General features: G+C 33.4%; 18 protein-coding genes. 3 read left to right on the top strand and 15 right to left on the bottom strand.

The window, feature by feature from the left end; all coding sequences use genetic code 11:
* Window positions 1-61 precede the first annotated feature (61 nt).
* The 9 genes from DMR38_RS02135 to nifH all read right to left on the bottom strand — a co-directional run bounded on the left by DMR38_RS02135 (window position 62) and on the right by nifH (window position 11,144).
* On the bottom strand, window positions 62-808 hold the full coding sequence (locus tag DMR38_RS02135; RefSeq protein ID WP_127719786.1) for a homocitrate synthase: 747 nt from the start codon (window positions 806-808) through the stop codon (window positions 62-64).
* 73 nt (window positions 809-881) lie between these two features.
* A complete protein-coding gene (locus tag DMR38_RS02130; protein ID WP_127719785.1) occupies window positions 882-1,919 on the bottom strand; it encodes a homocitrate synthase in 1,038 nt (345 codons plus the stop codon).
* 71 nt (window positions 1,920-1,990) lie between these two features.
* The gene (nifB, locus tag DMR38_RS02125) at window positions 1,991-4,684 is read right to left on the bottom strand and encodes a nitrogenase cofactor biosynthesis protein NifB (RefSeq protein WP_127719784.1); all 2,694 of its coding nucleotides are present in this window, start codon (window positions 4,682-4,684) and stop codon (window positions 1,991-1,993) included.
* 133 nt (window positions 4,685-4,817) lie between these two features.
* Complete coding sequence (gene nifE, locus DMR38_RS02120; RefSeq protein WP_243124412.1) at window positions 4,818-6,236, bottom strand: nitrogenase iron-molybdenum cofactor biosynthesis protein NifE; 1,419 nt, start codon at window positions 6,234-6,236, stop codon at window positions 4,818-4,820.
* Window positions 6,237-6,450: 214 nt separating this feature from the next.
* A complete protein-coding gene (nifK, locus tag DMR38_RS02115; protein WP_127719783.1) occupies window positions 6,451-7,812 on the bottom strand; it encodes a nitrogenase molybdenum-iron protein subunit beta in 1,362 nt (453 codons plus the stop codon).
* Window positions 7,806-9,422 (bottom strand): nitrogenase molybdenum-iron protein alpha chain, encoded by a 1,617-nt coding sequence (nifD, locus tag DMR38_RS02110; protein WP_127719782.1) that lies wholly within the window; start codon window positions 9,420-9,422, stop codon window positions 7,806-7,808. The genes nifK and nifD overlap by 7 nt, the downstream gene beginning before the upstream one ends.
* Before the next feature lie 23 nt (window positions 9,423-9,445).
* On the bottom strand, window positions 9,446-9,838 hold the full coding sequence (locus DMR38_RS02105) for a P-II family nitrogen regulator (protein ID WP_127719781.1): 393 nt from the start codon (window positions 9,836-9,838) through the stop codon (window positions 9,446-9,448).
* A gap of 13 nt (window positions 9,839-9,851) precedes the next feature.
* Entirely contained in the window at window positions 9,852-10,178 is a 327-nt protein-coding gene (locus DMR38_RS02100) for a P-II family nitrogen regulator (RefSeq protein ID WP_063555728.1), read from the bottom strand.
* A gap of 147 nt (window positions 10,179-10,325) precedes the next feature.
* Window positions 10,326-11,144 carry a nitrogenase iron protein gene (gene nifH, locus DMR38_RS02095; RefSeq protein WP_127719780.1) on the bottom strand — a complete coding sequence of 273 codons (819 nt, stop codon included), beginning with the start codon at window positions 11,142-11,144 and terminating at the stop codon, window positions 10,326-10,328.
* A gap of 371 nt (window positions 11,145-11,515) precedes the next feature.
* On the opposite strand from nifH, the gene DMR38_RS02090 reads away from it, so the two are divergent.
* On the top strand, window positions 11,516-12,475 hold the full coding sequence (locus DMR38_RS02090; RefSeq protein ID WP_127719779.1) for a helix-turn-helix transcriptional regulator: 960 nt from the start codon (window positions 11,516-11,518) through the stop codon (window positions 12,473-12,475).
* A gap of 334 nt (window positions 12,476-12,809) precedes the next feature.
* Complete coding sequence (locus tag DMR38_RS02080; protein ID WP_127719778.1) at window positions 12,810-15,872, top strand: insulinase family protein; 3,063 nt, start codon at window positions 12,810-12,812, stop codon at window positions 15,870-15,872.
* A 60-nt stretch (window positions 15,873-15,932) separates the two neighbouring features.
* Here the strand turns inward: DMR38_RS02080 and DMR38_RS02075 are convergent, their stop codons facing one another.
* A complete protein-coding gene (locus DMR38_RS02075; protein ID WP_127719777.1) occupies window positions 15,933-16,625 on the bottom strand; it encodes a metallophosphoesterase family protein in 693 nt (230 codons plus the stop codon).
* Window positions 16,626-16,748: 123 nt separating this feature from the next.
* Between DMR38_RS02075 and safA the strand changes: the two genes are divergently transcribed.
* A complete protein-coding gene (gene safA, locus DMR38_RS02070; protein ID WP_207670771.1) occupies window positions 16,749-17,354 on the top strand; it encodes a SafA/ExsA family spore coat assembly protein in 606 nt (201 codons plus the stop codon).
* Window positions 17,355-17,573: 219 nt separating this feature from the next.
* Here the strand turns inward: safA and DMR38_RS02060 are convergent, their stop codons facing one another.
* The 5 genes from DMR38_RS02060 to DMR38_RS02040 form a co-directional block, all read right to left on the bottom strand.
* Window positions 17,574-18,002, bottom strand: a complete 429-nt coding sequence (locus tag DMR38_RS02060; RefSeq protein ID WP_127719775.1) for a hypothetical protein — start codon at window positions 18,000-18,002, stop codon at window positions 17,574-17,576.
* Window positions 18,003-18,229: 227 nt separating this feature from the next.
* Window positions 18,230-18,490, bottom strand: a complete 261-nt coding sequence (locus DMR38_RS02055) for a M domain protein (protein WP_127719774.1) — start codon at window positions 18,488-18,490, stop codon at window positions 18,230-18,232.
* A gap of 147 nt (window positions 18,491-18,637) precedes the next feature.
* Window positions 18,638-19,186, bottom strand: coding sequence for a transposase (locus DMR38_RS02050; RefSeq protein ID WP_127719773.1), 549 nt, complete (start codon window positions 19,184-19,186; stop codon window positions 18,638-18,640).
* 388 nt (window positions 19,187-19,574) lie between these two features.
* Window positions 19,575-23,213, bottom strand: a complete 3,639-nt coding sequence (locus DMR38_RS02045) for a cell wall-binding repeat-containing protein (RefSeq protein ID WP_127719772.1) — start codon at window positions 23,211-23,213, stop codon at window positions 19,575-19,577.
* A 764-nt stretch (window positions 23,214-23,977) separates the two neighbouring features.
* The gene (locus DMR38_RS02040) at window positions 23,978-25,033 is read right to left on the bottom strand and encodes a cell wall-binding repeat-containing protein (RefSeq protein WP_127719771.1); all 1,056 of its coding nucleotides are present in this window, start codon (window positions 25,031-25,033) and stop codon (window positions 23,978-23,980) included.
* Window positions 25,034-25,043: the final 10 nt, after the last annotated feature.

Below are 25,043 nucleotides of genomic sequence, written 5' to 3'. Positions count from 1 at the left end.
TTTATTTATTTTATGGTGACAGGCACCGAATGGGAACGTAAATGTTCCATCGCGGTGCCTGTCACCTAAGTACTTTTTCGCCTTCAAACATATCTAAAGTTTTAGCAAACTTGATAAAATCACAGTTACCTGCCCTTTCTCCTACGCCTGAAATTGTACAGTCTGCAAACTTAGCTCCTGCTTCTACAGCTGCAAGAGAATTTGCCAGCGCCATTCCGAAATCATTATGAGCGTGAATTTCTATTTCTATAGGTACTTCCTGAAGTAATTTTTTTATGCTATAAAAAACTTTCCTTGGATAAGATATTCCTACCGTATCAGAGTACCTTATTCTTTTGATGCCAATTTTAGAAACAACTGTGCAAAATTCAATTAAAAAATTCATATCAGACCTTGCCGCATCCTCCATACCTACGGTTACTTCATACCCTTTTTCTAAAGCATAAGTTGTACATTTTTTTATACACTCTAAAACCCAAGCTTTATCTTTTCCAAGTTTGGATTTAATCTGTAAATCAGATGTGGGAATAGATATATGAACTATATCTACACCACAATCTATGGAAGCATCTATATCTTTAATATTTGCCCTGTTCCAGGATGATATTTTACTTTTCAAACCCAATGCTGCAATTTTTTCAATACTTGCTTTTTCCTCTCCACCCATAGCTGCCGAACCCGCTTCTATCTGATAAATATCCATATCATTTAAGATTTTAGCAATTTTAACTTTTTCATCTATTCCAAATGCTATGCCTGCTTTCTGTTCCCCATCTCTTAAAGTAGTGTCTACAATATTAACATCCATATGAAGCACCTCCTTTTTCCAATTCACAATTCACAGTTCACAGTTCACAATTAATGAAAATTTTTCTCAACTATCAATTTTTAATTTTTTTAAAATCATTAAACATTTCGATCAGTTCCTTATCAAGAATATTTCTCTTAAGTTTAATGCTGTTTTTTCTTATTTCTTTCAAAAATTCTCCAATATCTACATCCTGATAGTTTACATTAAGTTCCTTCAGTTTTATCATCACTGCCTTTTTCCCGGAATGTTTTCCTATATACATGATTCTCTTCTTTCCAATATCATAGGGATTATAAGGTTCATAAGTATCTGGGTTTTTTTCTATACCATCTACATGAATACCGGATTCATATTTAAAAATATCTTCTCCTATTACAGCTTTCATAGGATGCACCTTTTGGTGGGTAAGTTTTGTATATACTTCTGCTAGCTGTCCCATGAATTTTAAGTTTCCACATACTTTCCCACTTTTTATGACTTTTAAGCCTAAAATAACTTCTTCTAAAGATGCAAATCCGTAAACCTGTCCATTAAAAGCTGCAGTTACAACATCGGCACCATCAGCACAGGATTCAATGCTTACGGAAGTCGCCATATAAAATTTATCATCTGCACAAAAATCCACATATACTGAAAACCAATTTTTTATATTTTCTATAAGTCTGTTCCACCCAGCTATATTATACTTTACAATGCCCTTTATTCTGATGCATATTATATTAAGTTTACTAAAAATTTTACAGTTATCTTTTTCATTGAGATGCTCTAAAATTTTAATATCTACCTCCAATATTATCTTTTTATTTCTTAGTTTATTTAAAAATTCCTCTGGTAATGTTTCAACTTTTTTGTAATCTATAATTAAATGTTCAAATTCATATACATCTAATAAATCCCCCACCCTGTATATGTAGTCTATATTTTCAGGAAGGTCTTTTATTTTTTGAATCGCTTCACCATTAATTTCCATAAAATCTACACCTATGTTTTTAACAAGTGCTATAAATTCACCCGCTAAATCCTGGTCAACTATCTCAGTCCTTTTTACAGCTTCAGGTAAAGTTCTATCTACAATAAATTTTTTTTCTTTCCCTAATATAATGGACATACATACACCACCTTTCAATTCACAATTCACAATGCACAATTCACAATGCACAGTTCATAATTTTAGAATTCCTATCCTGCATTCATTTCCGAATGAATTTTATCTTTTTCCAATATTTTTACAGCTTTTACTATACCTTTGTTTATAGAATCATACATTTCAATAACTTTAATTCCTCTTTTTCCTAATTTTTCTGTTGGATCAACACCTGCCCTAAGTGCAAGGACCGCATTACAGTCACCTATGGCTTTCATAGTTTTTTCCATTTTGTCTTCATGTTCATCACATTCATACACTCCTGTGCAGTATTTATCCACATTCCTCTTTTCCAAAAATTTTGTAGTTCCATCATTATAAGTATAAATATAAAATTCAGCAGCGTGTCCAAAATGCTGATCTATATTAATACCGGATTTAGAGGCTACTGCAAACTTATATTTTTTACTTTTAGCTGCATTTTTAATAAGCTTCTCTTCTTCTATTTTTTTATCATCAGAACACTTGCCCAAACAGCCTCCACAGCCTATATTTCTAAAATCTATAGAACGATCTTCTGAAAGTGTTCCTACCGCATCTGCCCTACACTGTCTGCAGTGGTACATTTGTTTCATATTCACTTCACATTTTTTTCTCATTTCATTTAATTGTATATTGGAAACAAGAGGCAAACCTTCAAATACACTTCCGGGAACTGGTATCATCTGCATTATATTTGTCATATATGCTCCGCATTCTTTAACTTTCTTCACTACCTCTTTTATGTGATTATCATTTATACCCTTGAGCATAACTATATTCACTTTGCATATTATACCTTTGGAGCACAGGTATTTTAGTCCTGTAAGTTGGTTGTTTAAAAGTATTTTTGCTCCTTCTTCTCCAGTATATTTGTGTCCTAAATAATTTACCTCTTTATATATTCTCGATCCTATTTTGCTGTCCACTGTATTTATTGTAACTGTGACATGTGACACACCAAGCTGTACCAGTTCGTCTGCATAGAATGGGAGCATAAGTCCATTAGTAGATAAGCAAAAAGTAGTTTCCGGAGAATGCTCTCTTATAAGCTTCAGTGACTCTCTAACCTGATCAAAATTTGCAAGGGCATCTCCAGGACCTGCTATACCTATTACAGTCAAATTTTTCATTTTACTCTTAACAATTTTGAACTTTTCAAGAGCTTCTTTTGGACTTAAAATCTCACTTGTTACTCCCGGCCTACTTTCATTTGCACAATCATATTTTCTGCTGCAATAATTACAACTTATATTACATTTTGGAGCTATTGGTATGTGCATTCTTGCAAATTTATGTGCATTATCTGAAAAACAGGGATGTGTACAGCTTTTATCAACAGGAGTTTGTATACTTTCTTTTTCCCCCATTTTTGCAAAAGGTGCATAAAAGTCATTATAAGCTTTTTCCCTGTAAGTATTTTGAGTATGAGAAAGCATAACATTTGCCACAGAATCTATTAAAAAGGCAGATCCACTATATGCTGTTATTACCTGCCTCTGTCCTCCAACTCTATCATGTATAGGAAACCCTATTCTTATTATTTCAAGCTTCAATTTTTGTGCCATTCTTCTACCATCTGAATTTCCTATAATTAAATTTATTTTAAGCTTTTCAGCATAATCTTCCATAGTTTCAAAATCAGTATCATCTAAAACAATGCAGTCCTCTTTTTGAACTTTTAATTCTTCCTTCAACTTTTCTCTAAGCATTTCATTTTTAGATCCCATGCCTATCATTTTTATTAATATGCCATTTTCTTCACAGAGCCTTGACACTGCATATACAAGTTCCGGCTCTCCATATAAAAGTACCCTTGCCTCACCTGTATATTTATGGTTGTCAACCATGGCATCAAGATATCTTCCCCTTTGAACCAGATACTTATCAGGTATGGAAGTACCCGTTATTTTAGATATAAGTTCAATAAATTTATTTGTATTTCTAAAACCTATTGGTATGGGACATTTGTAAAGAGGCACTTTAAATTTATCTTTTAAATATGTGCCAGGAGATTTATCATCTGAAATGGTCATACCCATCTCAATAGTGCCTACTGCCCCGGACATCTTTTTAATATCTTCTATTTTAGTTCCTCCAGATGGAATTCTCTTATATTTTTCATTATGAGCAGAATCAAGAGTATTAGATACATCCGGCAAAATCGTATATTCTACTTTAAAATCATCTAGTATTTGTTTTATATTTCTCACATCACCCGGATTTAAATTGGCACATATTATATTTAATTTTCCTGTACTCTCAGATTTTTCACATGCTTGTTCAACAATACTTCTTAAAACTTGAAAGTAACCTTCTGCCTGTGAAGCACCATATCCTGGTGTGGATGCTGTTATTACCTTTATATTTTTAATTTTCTCATTATCTTTTTCTTCATTATAGAATTCTTCTACTATTCTCTTTGTATCCTCTCCTATGGTTTCTGCAAGACAGGTTGTCATTACACCAATAGTTGTAGGTTCATACATTTTAATCATATTTCTAAGGCCTTTTTTCAAATTTTCATTTCCACCATATACAGTTCCCTGTTCCGTAAGAGCAGATGATGCTATATCTACAGGCTCATTGTAGTGGGTGGCCATATGTCTTCTGATATAAGTGCTGCAGCCTTGAGAACCATGTAAAATTACCATATTATTTTCTATTCCCTTAAAGGCCATTACTCCTCCCATAGGCATGCACATTTTACATGGATTTATATCTACATTTACCAACTTTTTATTGCTCATCTCCATCATCCCTCCATAAAATTTATCTGACGGCTACCTACTGTAACACTCCCACTTTTATCAAAGTGGGAGAATAACAGTAGCTACGCCCCTAGATAATTCATCTAAACTTAGTGGGAGAAACAAATTCCCACTAAGTAAGATTCATTGATATATATTGCCAAACAGGACTACTTACAGTCAAATCTATTTCCTTAGCAAAATTTATAGCTCCCTGAAATCCCCCAAGTATGTGTTTTCTCTCATGATTGTGGTCACAAAAAGCAACTCCAAGTTTATATGCAAGAGGTCTTTCTTTAACTCCTCCCACAAGGACATCTGCTCCCTTTTCGACCATGAATCTTTCAAGTTCATAAGGATTCGCATCATCAAGTATTACAGTTCCCTCATTTGTAATTTGTCTTATTATTTCATAATCTTCTGGTTTCCCAGTTTGAGTTCCAACCATTACAGTTTCAATTCCAAGGTCCCTAAATTGTTTTATAAGTGATATGGCTTTATAGCCGCCTCCTACATATATTGCAGCCTTTTTGCCTTTAAGCCTTCCCCTATAATATTCAAGTTCAGGTTGTATCTTTTCTTCCTCTTCTTTTATAAGCTTTTCTGCCTTTTTCACAGTTTCTTCATTTCCTACAAGATGTGCCACCTGTAAAAGTGAATTTTCAGTATCCTCAAGACCTACAAAACTTGTCTTTATAAATGGAATATCATATAGTTCTTCCATTTTTTTAGCTAAATACCCCATAGAGCCGGCACACTGAACTATATTAAGTTTTGCCTCAGGTGCTTTTACTATTTCATCAACTTTTCCATCACCTGTAAGTTTTGAAACAATATCAATTCCTATCCTCTTTAAGTAGTTTTCTACTACCCATACTTCTCCTGCAAGATTAAAGTCACCCATATAGTTGATTCCATTTAGCTTTTTTTCACTTTTTTTATTTCCTATGAGTTTCAATATGGCATTACAGGCAGCTCTATAACCAGTAGATTTATTTCCTGAAAATCCAGGAGACTTTACAGGTATTACTCTTATTTTATATTTTTCTTCGGCCATCTTGCAGACTGCATCTACATCATCTCCGATAACTCCTACAATACAAGTTGCATATATGAATATAACTTTTGGGTGAAATTTATCTACTATTTCATCTACAGCTGCTCTTAATTTTTTTTCACCTCCAAATATAACATCAGTTTCACTTAAATCCGTAGAAAAACTATTTCTAAATAATTCAGAACCACTTGACAAACTCCCACGAAGATCCCATGTATAAGCAGCACAACCTATTGGCCCATGTATTAAATGAAAAGCATCTGTTATAGGATTTAAAACTACCCTAGCTCCACAATACACGCATGCTCTCTGGCTCACAGCTCCAGAAACACTGTTTTCCTCACATCTGATTTTTGTATCTTTGTCCTTGGAGTTATAACAGACAAATTCTTTTCTATCTTCTATTATTTCTGACTTTCCAGCTTCCAATTTTAAAAATCTATCTCTATTTTTTTCGTGAAGGTCATGATAAAAATCTTCTTTTATTTTTTCCATAAACAACCCACCTTTTTTTAATTGAGAATTGAGAGTGAAAAGTGGAGAGTTAATGTGGATTTTTTTCCGTTACACTTCACAAAATCTTTAATTAAATTTTGACAACTCGTTTCGCTAAGGCGAAACATCGCTGGTTCTTATAAATTTAAAGATTTTTTTGCGCTAGCTAAAAATCAACCTTCACTCTCAACTCTCAATTCTCAACTTAGAATTCTTACCTTACTGTTTCAAAATCCTCTTCCGCACATTCTCTTTCTTCTTTATCAAGCATGGCGTTTAACATTGATTCTACTAATTTTATTGCACCGTAATATCCAACTTTTGGAGTGTATTGATGTCCATATCTGTCCATTACAGGGAATCCAAATCTAACAAACGGAATATCTTCTGCCCTGGCAATAAACTTACCATACGTATTTGAAATAAGAAGATCTACTCCTTCATTTTTTATAAGCTGGTGCATTTCAAAGAAATCGCTGTTGGCTTTCACAATTCCTTCTAATCCTGCTTCGCCCATCATAGCTTTAATTTCCTTCTCAAATAATGATCCTGGAGTACCGGTTATTACGTATTTAGGAATCATACCTAAAGTTATGACAAATTGGGTAAGGGAAATAACCTCATCTGGATCGCCAACTATAGCTACTTTTTTACCATTAAAGTACTGGGCACTGTCAATCATCATGTCAAGAAGCTGTCCTCTTTCCTCCTCAAGTTCTGCCGATACTTTCTTACCTGTCATTCTAACTAAATTCATAAGTAAATCATCCATGGCATCTATTCCAATAGGTGTCCTTAAAGTTTTATATGGAACTTTACACTTATTTTCAAGAGATTTTGCCGCAAGTTCTGAAGCATAATTTCCAAAGGCTACAGTAAAATCCGAATTTCCAGCATCAACTATGTCTTCAATTTTTGTTCCACCTTTAGGATACATCTTATACTCCCCTGTATTTGGAGTATCAAACACTCCATTTGTATCAGGAAAAATTATATATGGAATGTCCATAAGTTTAAAAATTCTCTTCATCTCTTTCATATCTGCGGGACCTACAAATCCCGGTATTATATTAAATTTGCCATTTTTATCTCCGCTGTTTTTTGAAAGATACTGAACCATACCATTTACCATATTGGAAAATCCAGTAACATGGGAGCCAACATAACTTGGTGTATTGGCATGAATAACAAGTTTACCTTCAGGTATTTCCATCTCACTTATATAAGTAGTCAAATCATCTCCTATGGTTTCTGATAAACAGGTCGTATGAATAGCTATAATATCTGGATTATACATGGCAAATACATTTTTAACGGCTTTTTTTACATTAGCTCCTCCCCCAAATACACTGGTACCTTCAGTAAATGAGCTTGTAGAAGCCGCAGCAGGTTCTTTGAAATGTCTTGAAAGTACAGTCCTGTGATAAGAGCAACATCCTTGTGACCCATGGCTGTGTGGAAGACAATTATGAATTCCAAGAGCTGCATACATAGCGCCAACAGGCTGACAGGTTTTAGCGGGATTTATTCGCAGTTGTTTTCTTTCTACTAATTCTTTTGGTGTTGCATCTAACATTCCTGTTCACCTCCTACAACTTTTCCTTCCAATAAGGATTCCTTTTTCCAGGGTGGAGTTAAATACTTCCATGCCGGAGTATATATACCCCCTGCAAGTTCCCTTGCAAATATTATTGCACCTTTAAATCCTGCATAAGGCCCTGTATAATCATAAGAATGAAGCTGTCTTGACAAAACTCCCATTTTTTCAATAGTATATTTCTCTTTTATTCCTGTGAGGAACATATCAGGGTGAAGTTCTTTTATGAATTTTTCCATTTCATGTTCGTTCATGTCATCTATTATTACCGTGTTTTCATCCATTTCTTTTTCCATTCCACCATAGTAAGCAAGAGGTACTCCTTCTGCCTTGAGGGCTTCTGCCCTTTCTTTAGGCAAAACCACATGATATTTTCCCTTGTCAGGATGTACAGTTAATTGAGGAATATTTTTGCTATCAGCATCAATCTTTATTGTAGGGATGACCTCCCTGCCTTCATAATCATCACGGTGGGCAAATTCATATCCTGCAAGAATTGTTTTTACCCCAAAATCTTTTAAAAGCACTTGATAAGTATGTGACCTTGATCCACCAACAAATAAACAAGCAAGTCTGCCTTCAAGTTTTTCTCTATAATACTGCATATCTACCTGAATATCTGCAAGTTCTTCTTCGATGACTTCTTCAGTTTTTTTATACAAGTATGGATCATCAAAAACTTTAGCTAAATCTCTTAAAGTATCAACAGTACCCTGTATGCCTATAAAGTTGCATTTAATCCAAGGTATCCCATACTTGGTTTCCATCATCTCTGCTATATAGTTTATGGATCTATGACACTGCACTAAGTTTACATCTGCAGTGTGGGCATTTTGAATACGTTCGTAACTCCCATCACCAGTAAGAGTTGCCACTACGTTATACCCTATTTTGTTTAAAATTCTTTCAATCTCCCATGCATCTCCGCCGATGTTGTATTCACCTAATATATTTATGGAATACTTTTTATGATCACCCTTTCCAGTACCAATGATCTCACTCATAACAGTATTGTTTGCTATATGATGTCCTGCAGATTGGGTTACTCCTTTATATCCCTCACAGCTAAAGGCAAGTACATTAATTCCATAAAGTTTTTTAGCTTCCTGTGCCACTGCATTTATATCATCACCTATAAGGCCAACGGGACATGTAGCATATATACCTATAGCTTTAGGATGAAAAATCTCAACTGCTTCCTTTATTGCCTGCTTAAGCTTTCCAACTCCACCAAAAACTATATCTTTTTCTTCCATATCTGTACCAAAAACATATTCCATAAAATTTTGGTTACCTTCTTCATTTTTAGCTTTATTTCTCCTTCCACCCCAGCTATAAAAAGAACATCCTACAGGTCCGTGGGTTATATGAACCATATCTTTAATGGGTCCCATGACAACACCCTTGCAGCCTGCATAACAGCACCCTCTAGATGTAATTACTCCCGGCACTGTCCTTATATTTGCTTCAATGACCGGGCTTGGATCTTCCTTTGTCTTTACAACTATATGCTTTTTTCGATTCTTATAGGTTTTAGCTGGGTATGGCTCCAAAACTTCATCTACTATTTTATTTAGTTCTTTTCTCATAAAATCACATCCTTCCATAAAGATTAAACAGCTTCATCTCCAGTTTCTTCTGTCCTTATTCTCACAACATCAGTTACATTTATTACAAATATTTTCCCATCTCCAGGGTTTCCTGTTCTATTTATCTCTATTAAAGTATCAACAACCTTTTTTACTTCTTCATCCTTAGCCAGTACAATAATTAACCTTTTTGAAATTAATCTGTGCACTTCAGATATCTGCTCTGCAACTTTTTTATCTGAAAAGTCAACTATATCGCTTCCAGATATATAATCTTCAATTATAGAAAAATCCACCTTTTTCTTACCACGTCCAACAACTTTTTTGCATGTAATAGATGGAAATCCAGCTGCAGCAAGGGCATCTTTTGTCTTGCCCACCATATCCATTCTAATAATAGCCATAACTTCTTTCACCTTACATGCCTCCTTATAATTCATTTGTGCCGGAACTTATTGTATATACTTCCTCCACAGGAGTTACAAATATTTTTCCGTCTCCAAAAGCTCCTTTATTACCGGTTTTTGCACTTTTAGTAATGATTTTTATAATATCATCCTTATCTTCATCTTTTACTACTATGAGCAGCATTTGTTTTGGTATTTCGTCGTAAAATATTTCTCCTACTTTCACTCCTCTTTGTTTACCTCTACCTACTACATCAAATTTAGTAACTGCCGGAAATCCCGCATCGCATAATTCTGATAGAACTTCTGATGCTTTTTCAGGTCTTATAATAGCTTTTATCAATAACATATTGAATACCCTCCCCTTTTGTGTTACACTATAAAAAGTTAGAATTTGACCGATTCTGACTTATTTTTTGGGTATATCTCTTGGCGTTTCCATTCACAAACTAAGAGGTATACTCTAGTGTTTTTTGCTTTATTTTTAATATTCATTTTAATCCATCAACCCATGTTCCATAAGTATAGCTTCCAAATCATCTTGTGCCATTGGCTTTGGTATTACAAACATATCATTTCCATCTATAGCTTTTGCAAGCGCCCTATATTCATCTGCTTGTTCAACTTCAGGACTAAACTCTATAACAGTCTTCTTATTTATTTCTGCTTTTTGAACATCGTGACTTCTTGGTACAAAATAGATAAGTTGAGTTCCAAGCTTTTTTGCAAAAGCTTCAAGTAATTCCCTCTCATTTTCAACTTTTCTACTGTTGCATATAATACCTCCTAATCTAACTCCACCACTGTTTGCAAATTTACTTATGCCTTTTGATATGTTATTTGCCGCATACATGGCCATCATCTCACCACTAGCTACTATATATATTTCCTGTGCCTTGCCTTCACGTATTGGCATTGCAAAACCACCACATACAACATCACCTAGTACATCATAAAAAACATAATCCAAATCATCATCATAAGCGCCGAGTTGTTCAAGCATGTTAATTGAAGTTATAATACCTCTGCCAGCACATCCAACACCAGGTTCAGGTCCACCTGATTCAACACATTTTATTCCACCATATCCTTTTTTTAATATTTCATCTAAGTCTACATCTTCTCCTTCTTCTCTCAAAGTATCAAGGACTGTCTTTTGTGCAAGCCCTCCTAGAAGTAATCTAGTTGAATCTGCTTTAGGGTCACATCCTACTACCATTATTTTTTTTCCGATTTCTGCTAATCCTGCAGTTAAGTTTTGTGTAGTAGTAGATTTTCCAATACCACCTTTTCCATAAATAGCTACTTGTCTCATTTTACACTCACTCCTCACTTATAGTTTTTTTATGACAATTATTGTTTAATAATTTATAAAAAATATATCATACCTTTTTAGAAAAATCAACATTTAAATTATTAATTTATTAAAAAATATGTGCTATAACTGATGTGATTTTAAAATATAGACGCAAAAATTGTTATTTTAATAATTGCCCACTGATTATTGTTAATAACTTATCATTTATGCTATATTGGTTTATACTATGTTATATAACTTCTACTAATTAATTTTACTTCTTTAATATGTAGTTATATTATATAATGTTTGTATAAGGTGACAGGCACCAAATAGGGGCAAAAATATCCCACTACGGTGACAGGCACCATTGAAAGGAAGGATAATTTATGTTAGAAAATACAACATTAACTCCCCAGGAAGTTGCCGATATGCTAAAAATAGCTAAAAATACAGTATATGAATTGATTAAAAGAGGAGAATTGAACGGCTATAAAGTTGGCAAGAAAATTAGAGTTGATTTAAAAGATGTAGAAAATTATAAAAATAAGACAAAACACACTACACAAAATGAATCCATTGATGTTAAAGAAAATGATCTATCTTCTCCTGATATTTTTTATCCTACAAGAGATAATAATAATGGAGGCTTTATAATATGCGGACAGGATGTACTTCTCGATATTTTATCCAGATACATAGAGATTCGCTGCCCTGGTACTAGAACTTTCCGTTCCTACGTAGGAAGCTACAGTGGACTTTTATCACTTTACATGGGAAAAATACAGGTAGCCACAGCTCATCTCTGGGATGGTGATTCAAATGAATATAACATACCATTTGTAAGAAGATTACTTCCTGGAATTCCAACTGTAATAATTCATCTTGCCTGCAGGATGCAGGGTTTTTATGTAGCTAAAGGTAATCCTAAAAAAATTAAAGGTTTTGAGGATTTAAAAAGACCTGATATTACCATGATAAATAGGGAAAAAGGCTGCGGTACAAGAATCCTCTTAGATGAACATCTTAGATTATTAAATATAAGTGGTAGTGATATAAAAGGCTATACAAAAGAACATTTTTCTCACCTAGAAATAGCTAGTACTGTGGCTAGAGGTGATGCTGATGTAGGACTTGGAAATGAAAAAACAGCCCTTCAAGTTAATAATGTGGATTTTATTCCTATTCAAAAAGAAAGATATGATTTGGTCATGAAGAAGGAGGACATAAATAAACCTCCCTTTAACTCAATACTTGAAATACTCCGTTCAAATCAATTTAAATCAGAACTCCTAGGAATAGGCGGATATGATCTTACTGAAATGGGAAATATAATAGCAGAACTTTAAAGTTTACCGGCTGCAAGTTATGCTTGTTCCCCTTAATTTTAAAATGGCACTGCTTCATTTGTTCATTATAATTGTGAACAAATTATAAATAATTTATAAAATTAATAAATTTTCATTAAAAGAATATATAATAGCATTAACACTATAGGAAATAACTGGTGAATGATCTATAGCGCAGACATAAACAGAATTCTTGGCATCAGATGGAGCTTTGTTCCAACTAATGCTTAGAAATCGTTATCCAGGGACATAGCTGCTCGCAACGTAAACTTGGAAAAGTTGGAGTATTAGAGCAAGTAGTCATCGGATAAAAATAAATAGGGGGACATATATAATGAAAATATCTTTGAAAAAAGCAACGACTGTTATTGTAGCATTTTTCATGCTGTTTTCTTCTTGTAATGTGGCATTTTCTAATGAAACTGCCTATGCAGCAGATACAAATGTTACAAGCTGTAACGAGATTGGAAAGACCTATTATGGATTCCAACTTACTTCAGTGAAGGATATACCAAAAGTTAATTCTACTGTTATGCAATTTACTCATGTAAAAACAGGTGCAAAACTAATGTATCTTAAAAACGATGATACTCAGAGAGTTTTTGATATCAGTTTTCGCACCCCTACTTCAGACAACAGTGGTGTAAATCATATTATTGAACACTCAGTTCTTGATGGTTCCAAGAATTATCCTGTAAAATCTCCATTTCAGCAAATGCTTAAGAGCTCCCTGGGTTCTTTCATCAATGCTATGACAGGTGCTGATTATACTACATTTCCTGCAGCAAGTACAAATGAGCAGGATCTTAAAAACCTTATGGGAGTATATTTGGATGCAGTGTTTTTCCCAAATGTTATTACTGACCCTAATATATTTAAGCAGGAAGGTTGGCGCTATGATCTAACATCTAAGGATTCACCTCTTTCAGTTAACGGTGTTGTGTACAATGAAATGAAGGGCGACTATTCAAATCCTCAGTGGCTTTTACGTAATGCAGTAAATCAATCACTGTTTCCTGATACTTCTTATAAATGGGATTCAGGTGGAAATCCAGAGAATATTCCTTCTCTTACAAGAGATCAGTTAATTTCAACTTACAAGAAAAACTATACACCGTCAAACAGCTACATATATTTATATGGTAAATTAGATATAGGACAATATCTTCAATATATTGATCAAAATTACTTAAGCAAATTTGACAAAGTTAATGTAGATACTTCCGTTAAAACCCAAAAATCACTGTCTAATATACCTGATAAAATAGCTTCTTATCCTGTTCCTAAGGATGGAGACACAAAAAAGAAGACTTATCTTTCTTTAAATTTTGTTACGGGTAATATAGGCGATAAGGAAACAAATGCAGCATTAACGTTTTTGAATTATTTACTTATGGGAACAGACAATGCTCCTCTTAAAAAAGCACTTACAGAAAAGGGTATTGCAGAAAATGTAAGTTCTTCATTTAGTATGAATGGTATTCAGCCAGTATTTTCAATTAGTGCAGCTAATTCTGATGAATCTTCAAAAGAAATTTTTGAAAAAACTATTTTTGATACTCTAAAGAATATTTCAAAAAATGGATTTGATAAAGATTTTCTTAAATCTGCCCTTGAGTCCTATGACATAAGCGATCGATCTGAAAAGCTTGTAACACCTATGCTTGGTGGAAACGGTCTTGTATTATCCCAAACTGCATTGTCCACATGGGTATATGATAAAGATCCTACCATGTATTTTGATACAAGTGACATAATGGAAAAGATAAAGAAATCAGATTCCAATAAATATTTTACAAATTTAATTGACAAATACCTGATTTCAAACAACTATCACTCAATGGTTGTATTAAAACCTGAAGCCGGTCTTGAAAGTAAGAATGCTGAAGCTACAGCTAAAAAACTTGCAGATTATAAAAATCAAATAGGAGAAGCAGGTGTTAATTCACTTTTAAAAGCTACTGAGGATTTTAATACATGGCAAAAAAGTGGAGATTCAAAGGAAGCACTGGAAACTTTACCAAAGCTTTCACTTAAGGATATCAAACCTGAATTACCAAATTTAAGCTATAAGGTGGAAAGTCAATCAGGTATGAAAGTTCTTACCCATAATGCAGATTTAAATGGGCTTTCAAATATAAGTCTTTACTTTGATACATCAAAGGTTCCACAGGATAAATTACATTATTTAAGCCTGCTTTCGTCTTTGCTTGGAAATGTAGATACTAAGGAACATAATTATGATCAGATTTCAAATGAAATGCTGCAGTATGTAGGAAGTACTGTTGGTTTTACACCTTCGGCAGTAGCAAGCAATAAAGATCCTAATACCTATAAGCCTAAATTAACAGTATCACTTTTAGCACCTGACGAAAATATCTCAAAGTCTCTTAATTTAACTGAAGAAATTATAAATGACAGCCAGTTTACAAATAAGCAGAGAATAAAACAAATTATTGAGCAAAATAAATCAGCCCTACAGGCAGCTTTAACTTCAGGATCAGGCGCGGCTGCAATTATGCGAATGAGTTCCTACATGAGTGAAAGTGGGAGATACAGTGAAGAGCTTACAGGACTTTCCTATTATAAGTTCTTACAGGACCTGGACAGCAACTTTGATTCAAAATGGGATGAGATTTCTAAAAATTTAAATGATATACGCAAACTTGCATTTAACAGAAATGACCTTATAGCAACTTACAGCGGAAATAAAACTACTTCTGAAACCTTCAAAAAAGAATTAAACCGTATAAGCCCTAAGATCAACTCTCAGGTACTTCCACAGCAAAAATATACTTTTGCACAACCTGATAAAAATACAGCTTTTTCTTCCACAGCAAAAGTACAAACAATAATACAGGTTGGAGATTTTAAAAAAGCTGGTTATACCTATAGTGGAAAGATGATGGTACTGCAAAACGTATTGGACAACGGATATCTTTGGAATAAGGTAAGGACAACCGGAGGTGCCTATGGAGTCCAATCTGCATTATCACCTAATGGTGAAGTTATACTTGCATCAATGAGAGATCCAAACCTTAAAGAAACCTTAGATGCCTTTCAAGGTACGGTAAACTACCTTAAAAACTTTCAGGCAACAGACAGCGAAATGACAAATTACATTATAGGAGCTATTAAAAGTTTTGTAAATTTAAAATCCAGTGGACCTCTCGAGGAAAGTTCGCTTTGTGATTCAATGTATCTTACAAATTCTTCTGTAAATGATCTTTTGAACTATGAGAAAGATGCACTTTCAACTACACCAGATGATATAAGAAATTATGGAAATATGCTGGATCAAGTTCTAAAACAAAATATATACTTTGCAGAGGGTTCCGCAGATAAGATTGAGCAAAACAAACAATTATTTAATGAGATTATAAATATGCAGAAATAAACTAAGGTGCCTGTCACCGAATGGGATTGTAAATATCCCACTCGGTGACAGGCACCAATTCTATTCTATTCCAGTTTTTATATTTTCTATACAGGCTTTGTGTATGCCTTTTTCCTCCATGGCCTTTACTGTTTTTTCATAGTCATAGGTAAATTCTACAATATTACTTTTTACATCTTCGCCCGATTCCATTATAAGATAAGTTCCATTAGGTCTGCCTATTTTAGGTTTTCCAATACTTCCATCATTTAAGAGAATTTTATCACCGTATTTCTTTCTATAAGGAATATGAGTGTGAGCACATATTAGAACATCTTCTTTTAGCACATCCATTGCTTCTTCCGCTTCTTTTGAATTTTCCTTTAAGTATTCATTTATGGATCTATTGCTTCCATGTACAAAATGAAATTTCTTATTTTTAAAATTAAGTACTATTTCTCCAGGAAGGGACTTTAAGTAATCCCTGTTTTCCTCTGATAGTTCTTCTGCTGCCCAAGGCATACAAAATTTATTGATTTCATTGTCTCTTATGTAATTAAATTTTTCCTCAAGCACTGCTGCATCGTAGTTGCCAAGTATATTTAATATGTGCTTTTCTCTTACAAGCTGAATTACTTCATTAGGATAAGGTCCATATCCTACCAAATCCCCAAGACATATGATAGTGTCAATGCTTTTCTTTTCTATATGGCAAAGTGCTGCTTTAAGTGCTTCCAAATTTCCGTGTATATCGGAAATAACTGCTATCTTCATAGTTTATCGTTCCTTTCTCTTTGGTGCCTATCACCAAATGGGGTTGTAAATGTCCCACTCGGTGACAGGCACCTGGTGGGATAAATTTTTATATGTGTCACAAAATATACTGAGGTGATTTAATTGAAAAAAAGTTTTTTATCAAGCTTTATATTATGTCTTGTATTGTCTACAGGCGCAGTTCACGCACAATCTTCAACTTATACGGTAGTGTCTGGAGATACCATGTGGAAAATTGCAGTAAAAAATCAAGTGGGAATAAGTGAACTTATAGCTTCCAATCCCCAGATTGCAAATCCTGCAATGATAATGCCAGGACAAAAGATATCTATTCCAAATATAGATGTAAAAACAATGGAAAATCAAGTTATAAGTCTGGTAAATAAAGCAAGAGTAAATTCAGGATTACAACCATTTAAAGCAAATTGGGAACTATCAAGAGTGGCCAGATACAAATCTCAAGATATGGCTAGCAAAGGATATTTTAATCATACATCTCCTACCTACGGTTCACCTTTTACCATGATGCAAAACTTCGGCATAAAATTTACTGCTGCTGGTGAAAATATTGCCATGGGACAAAGAACCGCACAGGGGGTAATGAATTCATGGATGAACTCTCCAGGACATAGAGCCAACATTTTAAATACAAGTTTCAATCAAATAGGAGTTGGTCTCGCTAAAAATTCTAATGGAACATGCTATTGGACCCAGCAATTTATCCGATGACTACCTGCTCTAATATTCCCACACACTCCGTGAAAGCGACTATACCACTATTGGGATATCTTGCTTTTCTCCAATCTCCAAGTGAGAGTAAAGAGCAGCTCCGTCTCTGGATAACGATTTCTAAACATCAGATGGAGTTTAAAACTCTATCTGATGCCAAGAACTCTGTTTATAAAGTCCTATTAAGCAATAGATGTCTGTCACCACATTGAAATTTTTTTATCCCGCTTGGTGGCAGGCACTTATTCCTAAATCACTTATTAAATTATAAAGAGCTTCAGATTTATGTTTATTTAAACCTAATTGTTTCGATAAAGTATCTACTATATCCTGTTTTCTAGCTGGATCAAGTAATTCTTTAGGATCTATATGTAAGTACTTCAATACAGCAGCCATTAAATGTTTCCCAATTCCAAAGAAACCTGCCAATCTTTCAACGGCATCATCAACTCTCTTATCTAAATCGCCATTTAAACTTTCATTTAATTCTTCAACAGAGCAAACATTAGATGAGCAAGTAGTATTACACTTAATAGCTTTGTTAAAAATATTAGCAAAAGATTCTCCATTTGATTTTGACACAGTGCCAAATACCTTACTTTTGCTAATTTTATTATTTAAAGATAAAATATCAATGCAATTTTTCATATATCAAAGCCTTCTTTTTTCAAAATAAACATCTAATAATATATATCTAATATCTATTATATCATATATGTTATCAGGAATTGTTATACTATTCCATATAATCGCTTAAATTTATACAGCCATCTTTGGCTTATTCCTGTCACTGTATTGAAGTATTTATGTTTAACTATAGTGACAGACACCAAAACATACAAAAAAGGAGGCTACACCCTCCTAAATTCACATGATCATTTAATTGATCTTCTATTTTCAATTAGTTCTCCAACTCCATTAACTGTCCCTTCTATGTGTGCTACTTTGTGAGTCAAATTATCTATCTCAGCTTTTCTTACATTATTGCTGTGTTCTATTGCTTTTACTACATTATATATCTCATCCTGTCTTTTTTCCACGTTGTCAAATCTTTTTTCTACGTTGTCAAATCTTTTTTCAATGTTATCCAATTTTTGCAAAGCAAGTTGAAATATCTGATTTGTTTCCTTATCCAAATTTTTCACCACCAATAAAGATACTGTTTTTACATTATAGCATCTATAATTTTATATTTCAATCTCTAAAATATGGCAGTTTGTGCAGCCATCTCTGACAGGTGCCTGTCATCCCAGTGGGATATTTATAGTCCATCAAAGTGCCTGTCACCTTATTGCATCTTCCACGTACATTCTATATAGTTCTCTCTTTCTGCTCTGAATGAAATAAGAAAGTATTCTATCCGAATTAATTAGTTTTTCTTTTCTTTTACCTATTAACATAGGATAACTGCTCCATTTATAATCTTCTGGTTTTTTAACTATGTTAGCCCTCACTGGATTTAAACTTATGTATCTGCTTGCTTCTAAAATATAGCTATCGCTGTCTATTATTTGAGAACCATACCGTCCCTGAAAAAGGTGCCCATGATAATCATATTTATTATTAAAATACTTAGCGTAAAAAGTATTTATTTTTCCCATTAATTTTTTTATATGAACACTTTTTGTTTCAATTTGAAGATGAATGTGATTAGTCATCAGACAATAACTTAATATTTCAAATTGGTTGTTATAAAATTTTATAGCATGCTGTAAATTTCTAAGATAAACATAATAGTCTTCTTTACTTTTAAATATATCTTCCTTTCGGTTTCCTCTAACTGTAATATGCAAAATTGAACCTTCACGCCATAATCTATTTTTTCTTGACATTTTTATACCTCACAGATGGATTATTTTTCTGTGATTATAACCAAATAATTGCATTTTTAAACGACAGGTGCCTGTCACTTAGTGGGATATTTATTGTCCCATTAAGTGACAGACACCATATTGGAACATTTTTATCCCACTCGGTGACAGGCACCAAAATAAGAAAAAAGAGAATATCCTCAAAGGATACCCTCCATATTGATTTGATTGTTTAATTTTTTCAGCCAGAGTAGGACCCAGCAATTTTTATGACTTAAAGATATTTTAAGATATGATAATACAATTTCATCCGTTCATGTTTAAATGAAAGAAGGAAAGTATAACTTTCCTTCCTCCTTATTTCAGATTTCATATTTTAACAAACATCTATCATTCTAATATAAATATACTATTTAACTGCACCCACTGTACCTATTGTAATTGTTCTAGGAGCTGTATCATCACTAGATGCTTTATAATAAGCATTTGTATTGTCTGCATCTTTAGGTGTTTTAATTGATGCTGTAGATTTAATTCTAACTTTAACTATTCCCTTAAAGCTACTAATTGGAGTATTAAATTTGAATCTAACAGTATTACCTTCATTACCAACTCCTGTACCATCAGAAATTGATGCTGAAGTAGGTGTTAATGTATTTCCATTTCCATCATTAAATACAAAGTCATCTACATTAATTCCATTGCTATCAATTGGAGTATCAAATACTACATCAACATATGAGTTAGAAGCATCAATAGCTCCTGCATTCCATTCATCAGCTATAGTCTTTGGTGCTGAGCTATAATCATAAGCTTTAATATTGTCACTTGCTTTTATTTCAGTTATTTTACTACCAGATACATCAGTTGTGTGTATATCAGCTTGAGGTACAGTAGTAATTAATGCAGCTTTACCATCAAACTTAACTGCTTCTGCTTTAGTTGGATTATATTTTGCGCTCTGACCTTTAAATCCTGAAGCTAAAACTTCCAATGTTGCAGGTGTTGCAGGTGTTACAGTGTTATTTGCAACTACTCCCAGAGCAGCATCGCCATCATTAAATTTCAATGTAACAACATCTCCATTAAGAGATCCTGTACTTGGCTCTACTCCATTTACTCTAAAATCAGTAAAATCTAAACTGTCTATTGGATTCTTAAACTTAAATTGAACACTTAAATCATCTGTTAAATTACCACTTGCATCTACATAAGTAAATCTAACTGAATTAGGATCAATTACTGCAAGATTTGGATTAGTATTTCCTATAGTTCCTGAATAAGCAACCCCTAAAGTTTTTCCATTAACATCCTTAACGCCAATTACATCTAGGGCTGTAACTAAATTATCGCCTGTTTTTGAAGATACACTTGTACCATAACTAGATGGGAATTTTACTACTGCACTCTTATTGTCATTACTTGGTGTAATAGTAGTTCCACTTGGAAGTTGATTATAATCTCCACTAGCATTTGTAAATTTATAATTTGAAACATCACTAAGAGAACTTGAATCCATTTCCTTATTAAAGTATACAATAACTTTTTGTTGGTAATCTTCTACATTGGATGATAATACATAAGTTCCTGTTACTGTTGGTGTAACATCATTGGAACCATCAAAAGGCATATCTACATCATCCATGGTATTTGGAGTCTTTGCTGTATCTATTATATTTTTAATTGTCAAAGTGTATTTAGCATCAGTCAATTTTTTATTTACATGTAAATCAACTACATCTGTTGAATCTCCATCATTAGGCTTTTTTGATTTACCTGGAATAGTAATAGCCTGATTATCCTGATAACTAGAACTAGCTGGATTTTTTGCTACTATTTCATCGGTTATAACAGTTCCACTATTATCTCTCAACTTATAATTAGATACATTTGTGGCATAAACTGCATCTACATCTTTGCTAAATCTAACACGAATAGTAGTGTCATCAAGGGCACTAACTGAACTTACTGTTGGCTTAGTAGTGTCTTCATCCAAATTAAAAGGCTTTCTTGTATCGTCAGCTACTTTATTTCCATAAGCATCCTTTACATCATTTTTTATATAAATTGTATTTGAATTTTTATTAAGTTTTCCAGATACATTACTTATCTTAACTTGAGTATCACCTTTTTTAAGATCTATATCTCCAGCTGCTGGATGATTGTCATCTCCATTTATTCCATAATAAGTTGCAGTTTTAGCAGTCTTAGTATCCATTGGTCTGTCAAAATTAACATATATCTTTCCATTATCTTCAGCTGATATACCTGTTATCTGTGGAGCACCTGTCATTGTTGATACATCAAAAGTTTGAGAAGTTTCCTTAAATGGAAATTGTCCTGCACTTGATAATTTTCCAGCTGAACCATTAGATTGAGTTTCATCACCATCTGTTATCTTTAAAGTATTGTTTCCATTTGGAAGCTGCGTATTAAAATAGAACTCAATCTTATTTGACCAAACTTCAGGATTAGAAGGAGTATTGTTATTTCCTATAACATAGTCATCAACTGCTGAATAAGAACCTGTATCAAGTCCAAAGCTTGTTATATTCTTATCATTTATTTTAAACTTACTTGCTATGTTACTTACTGTTGTTCCAGCTAAGTTAAGAGGTTCGGAAAATTTAACTGTTAGTTTATTATTTCCTCTAGCTTCTACTGACTGGATTGTAGGTGCTGTAGTATCATTAAAGCTTACAGCTTGAGTTAACTCTGGAACAGTTTGTGATTTATCTGAAGACAATATACCTTTTTTTACTGTTACATCTACACTATCAGACTGTTTTCTTGCCTTTGAAAGAGTAATTAAAACTGTTTTATTATCATCCTGAAGTACTGCTTTAGCACTATTTCCATCTGGAGCAGTTACATTATCTTTAGTACCATTATCATTTAATGTTGTTCCATCAACTTTATAATTAGATATTGTTTCAGCTGTATCTTCATCTACTTCTCCATTAAATACAACTTTGATTTGATTTAATCCATTAGAACTTATTGAGCTAACTGCAGCATCAGTAGGAGTAGGAGTCTTACCTGTAATCTCCTCAATTATTGAATCAGGAACAACTGCTGTTCCACCTATTACTTCTATATCCTTTGCATTTTCGCCCTTAATATAAGTTACAGCGTTATCTGTTGCAGTTGTCTTATCTTTGTCAACTAATACTAATGGTGCAGTATATTTTCCTGCTAATGCGGAAGCAACTAATGCATCTGCATAAAGGTTGTCTGGTGTAGCTGAACTTGCATTTGCTACATATAAGTGGTCAGTCTTTAAATCACTCTTGAATTGATTTAATACAGCAAGGTTAGTTGCAAATCTATCTGTTCCACCATTTACTCTAGTTGCATCTGAACCCAAAGCACCCTTTATTGCATCGCTTATAACACCTGTAGTTCCAACAATTGTAACTTTGGAACTATTGTCTTTTACAAAATTAATTACTGATTGGATTGAATCCTTATTGTTGTTTGCCAATAATAGAATTTGTCCTTTTGCTGCTGCTACTGGTGCTACGGAAAGTGCATCTGAATATCCTTCTCCACCGACTACCATAACATTGCTAGCACTAACTCCTAAACTAACTAATTCTTTAGCTACTGCTACATTAGTTTCATATCTGTTTTGTCCACCTAACTCTTTTAAAGTATATTTGGATTTAAGACCATCTCTTATGCTCTGTGAAATTGAAGCATTTCCTCCAACAACATATACAGTCTTTGGTTTTAATGTGTTCAATGCAGTTTCTGCCTCTGAGCTAAGTGAATTTGATGTAGTTAAAAGTATAGGTGCATTTAATTTCTTAGCTAATGCTGAAGCGCTTACTGCATCTGCATATCCTTCACCTGATACTAAAACGACATTGTCTGAAGTTGTCCAGTTTTTTGTAGCAACTGTTGCAGCTGTTGCATATCTGTCACCGCCACCTACTCTTGTTACTGGTCCTTGTGCTGCTTTAACAGGACCTGCTGATAAAGCTGTTGTTAATACCAAGGACATAAGTGTAGCACTTGCAAGTGCCTTTGTACTTTTCTTACTCATATTGTAATACCCTCCTCGATTAAGTGAATTTTAATTAAAATTCTTTATATATATATATATATTTTAAATATATACTTTCCTAAAATGTATTTCCATGCGGTTAAGTGCTATTTAAGTAATTTTTACAATTATGTATGCATTCTTTTTCAATTCCATCCCTTTACACTTATACTGCTTGGTCAACATTTATGAAACAGACCTTATTATACCACATATAAACTACACATTCTACTAATTTTGTGCAATCTTACGTGATTTTTCATAAAATTTTAATACTTATATAACAATAGTAACAAATTCATCCTCTATTATATCATAATAAATCCATAATTTCTACGGTTTACACATTATGATAAAGGATTTATGAATTACTATTAATAAGATATGATTCAATTATACAACATCATTTCTAGTTTTTCCATACTTTATGTCGTAGTAATTTACGGTTATATGGGAAATATATTCCTAATATATATATGGAAATTAATAATCTCGTTTAATTATACTTCTAGCACTTATATATTATTCTACACAATCTATAAAAATCCTTTTTTTCAATTCACAGTTCACAATTTCCTTATTGGAGCAAAGCTTGTAAAAAAGTTCAAATATAAATAAACATAGTCATTTACTATACAAATGACTATGTTTATAAAGGAATGACTATATTAAAGATTTTTTGTAGTGTAACGAAAAAAATCCACATTAACTATTAATTCTTTATTCTTAACTATTAATTAAAAAAAGAGCCCAAAGGCTCTTTTTTACTCTATTCCTATGATTTGCAAATCATCAGTGCTTTGAAGGGTACTTTGTATATCCTGGGAAACAGATGATGTTCCACCAATTATTACTACATTTGAGTTATCTTTAGCATTTGCAAATATATAACTGTTGGCATTTATTACCTGCTCCTGTCCTGCTCCTGATCCTGTCAGAACAAGTGGTGAACCAGTTTTTGCTGCTGCAGCGGATGCTACAAGAGCATCTGCAAATTGATCTTGTGCTGCCCCACCTGCTGCTACATATATAGTACTGAAATCCAAACCACCATTATTTTTAAAATAATTTAAAACTGCTAAATTTGTAGCAAATCTATTGGCACAATCTGCATCACTTGTAACTTTAGTTCCATTTACAGAAGTTACTACATCTTGTGGCAAGACTCCACTTCCGCCTACTGCTTGTATAGTTAACCCTTTGGAAGTTATTACATCTTTAACTATAGGTGCTACTTGAGTTTTAGATGCAAATAATACAGGATATCCTTTTTGAGCTGCAATTGAAGCTACTGAAAGTGAATCTGCATATCCATCCTGTCCATTTACCAGTATTGCGTTTTTCTGATTGCTCATACTAAGAACTTTTTTGGCAACTTCTGCATTGGTTCCCATTCTAGTGTTGTCCGTAACGCCAGCTATACGTTCTACATCATATTTATCTTTTAAAGTGTTCTCTACATCTGTAGATACAACTCCTGTACCTCCAACTATATATACTTTTGTTGCCCCCAAACTGCTTATAGTTGAAGCAACTTCAGATTCCAAAGTATCTCCATGAGTTAAAAGTATTGGGGCATTAAGCTGCTTTGCCAAAGGCGTAGCACTTACTGCATCTGCATATCCGTATCCATTTACCAATATTACATTTTGAGATTTACTAAACAAATCTAAAGCTACTTGATTGGCTGTGCCTATTCTCCCTCCGGCCCCGCCATCTGTTCTCTTTACTGTAGCAGCTTGTACATTTGCAGCGCCTAAAGTGACTGATAGTACAAGGGCAGTCAATATAGGGCTTAAAAACCTTCTCTTTTTCAACATTAGTTTACCT

Source organism: Clostridium sp. AWRP, from assembly GCF_004006395.2.
In the GTDB taxonomy this organism is placed as follows: domain Bacteria; phylum Bacillota; class Clostridia; order Clostridiales; family Clostridiaceae; genus Clostridium_B.
This window is presented reverse-complemented; position numbering and strand designations above follow the sequence as displayed.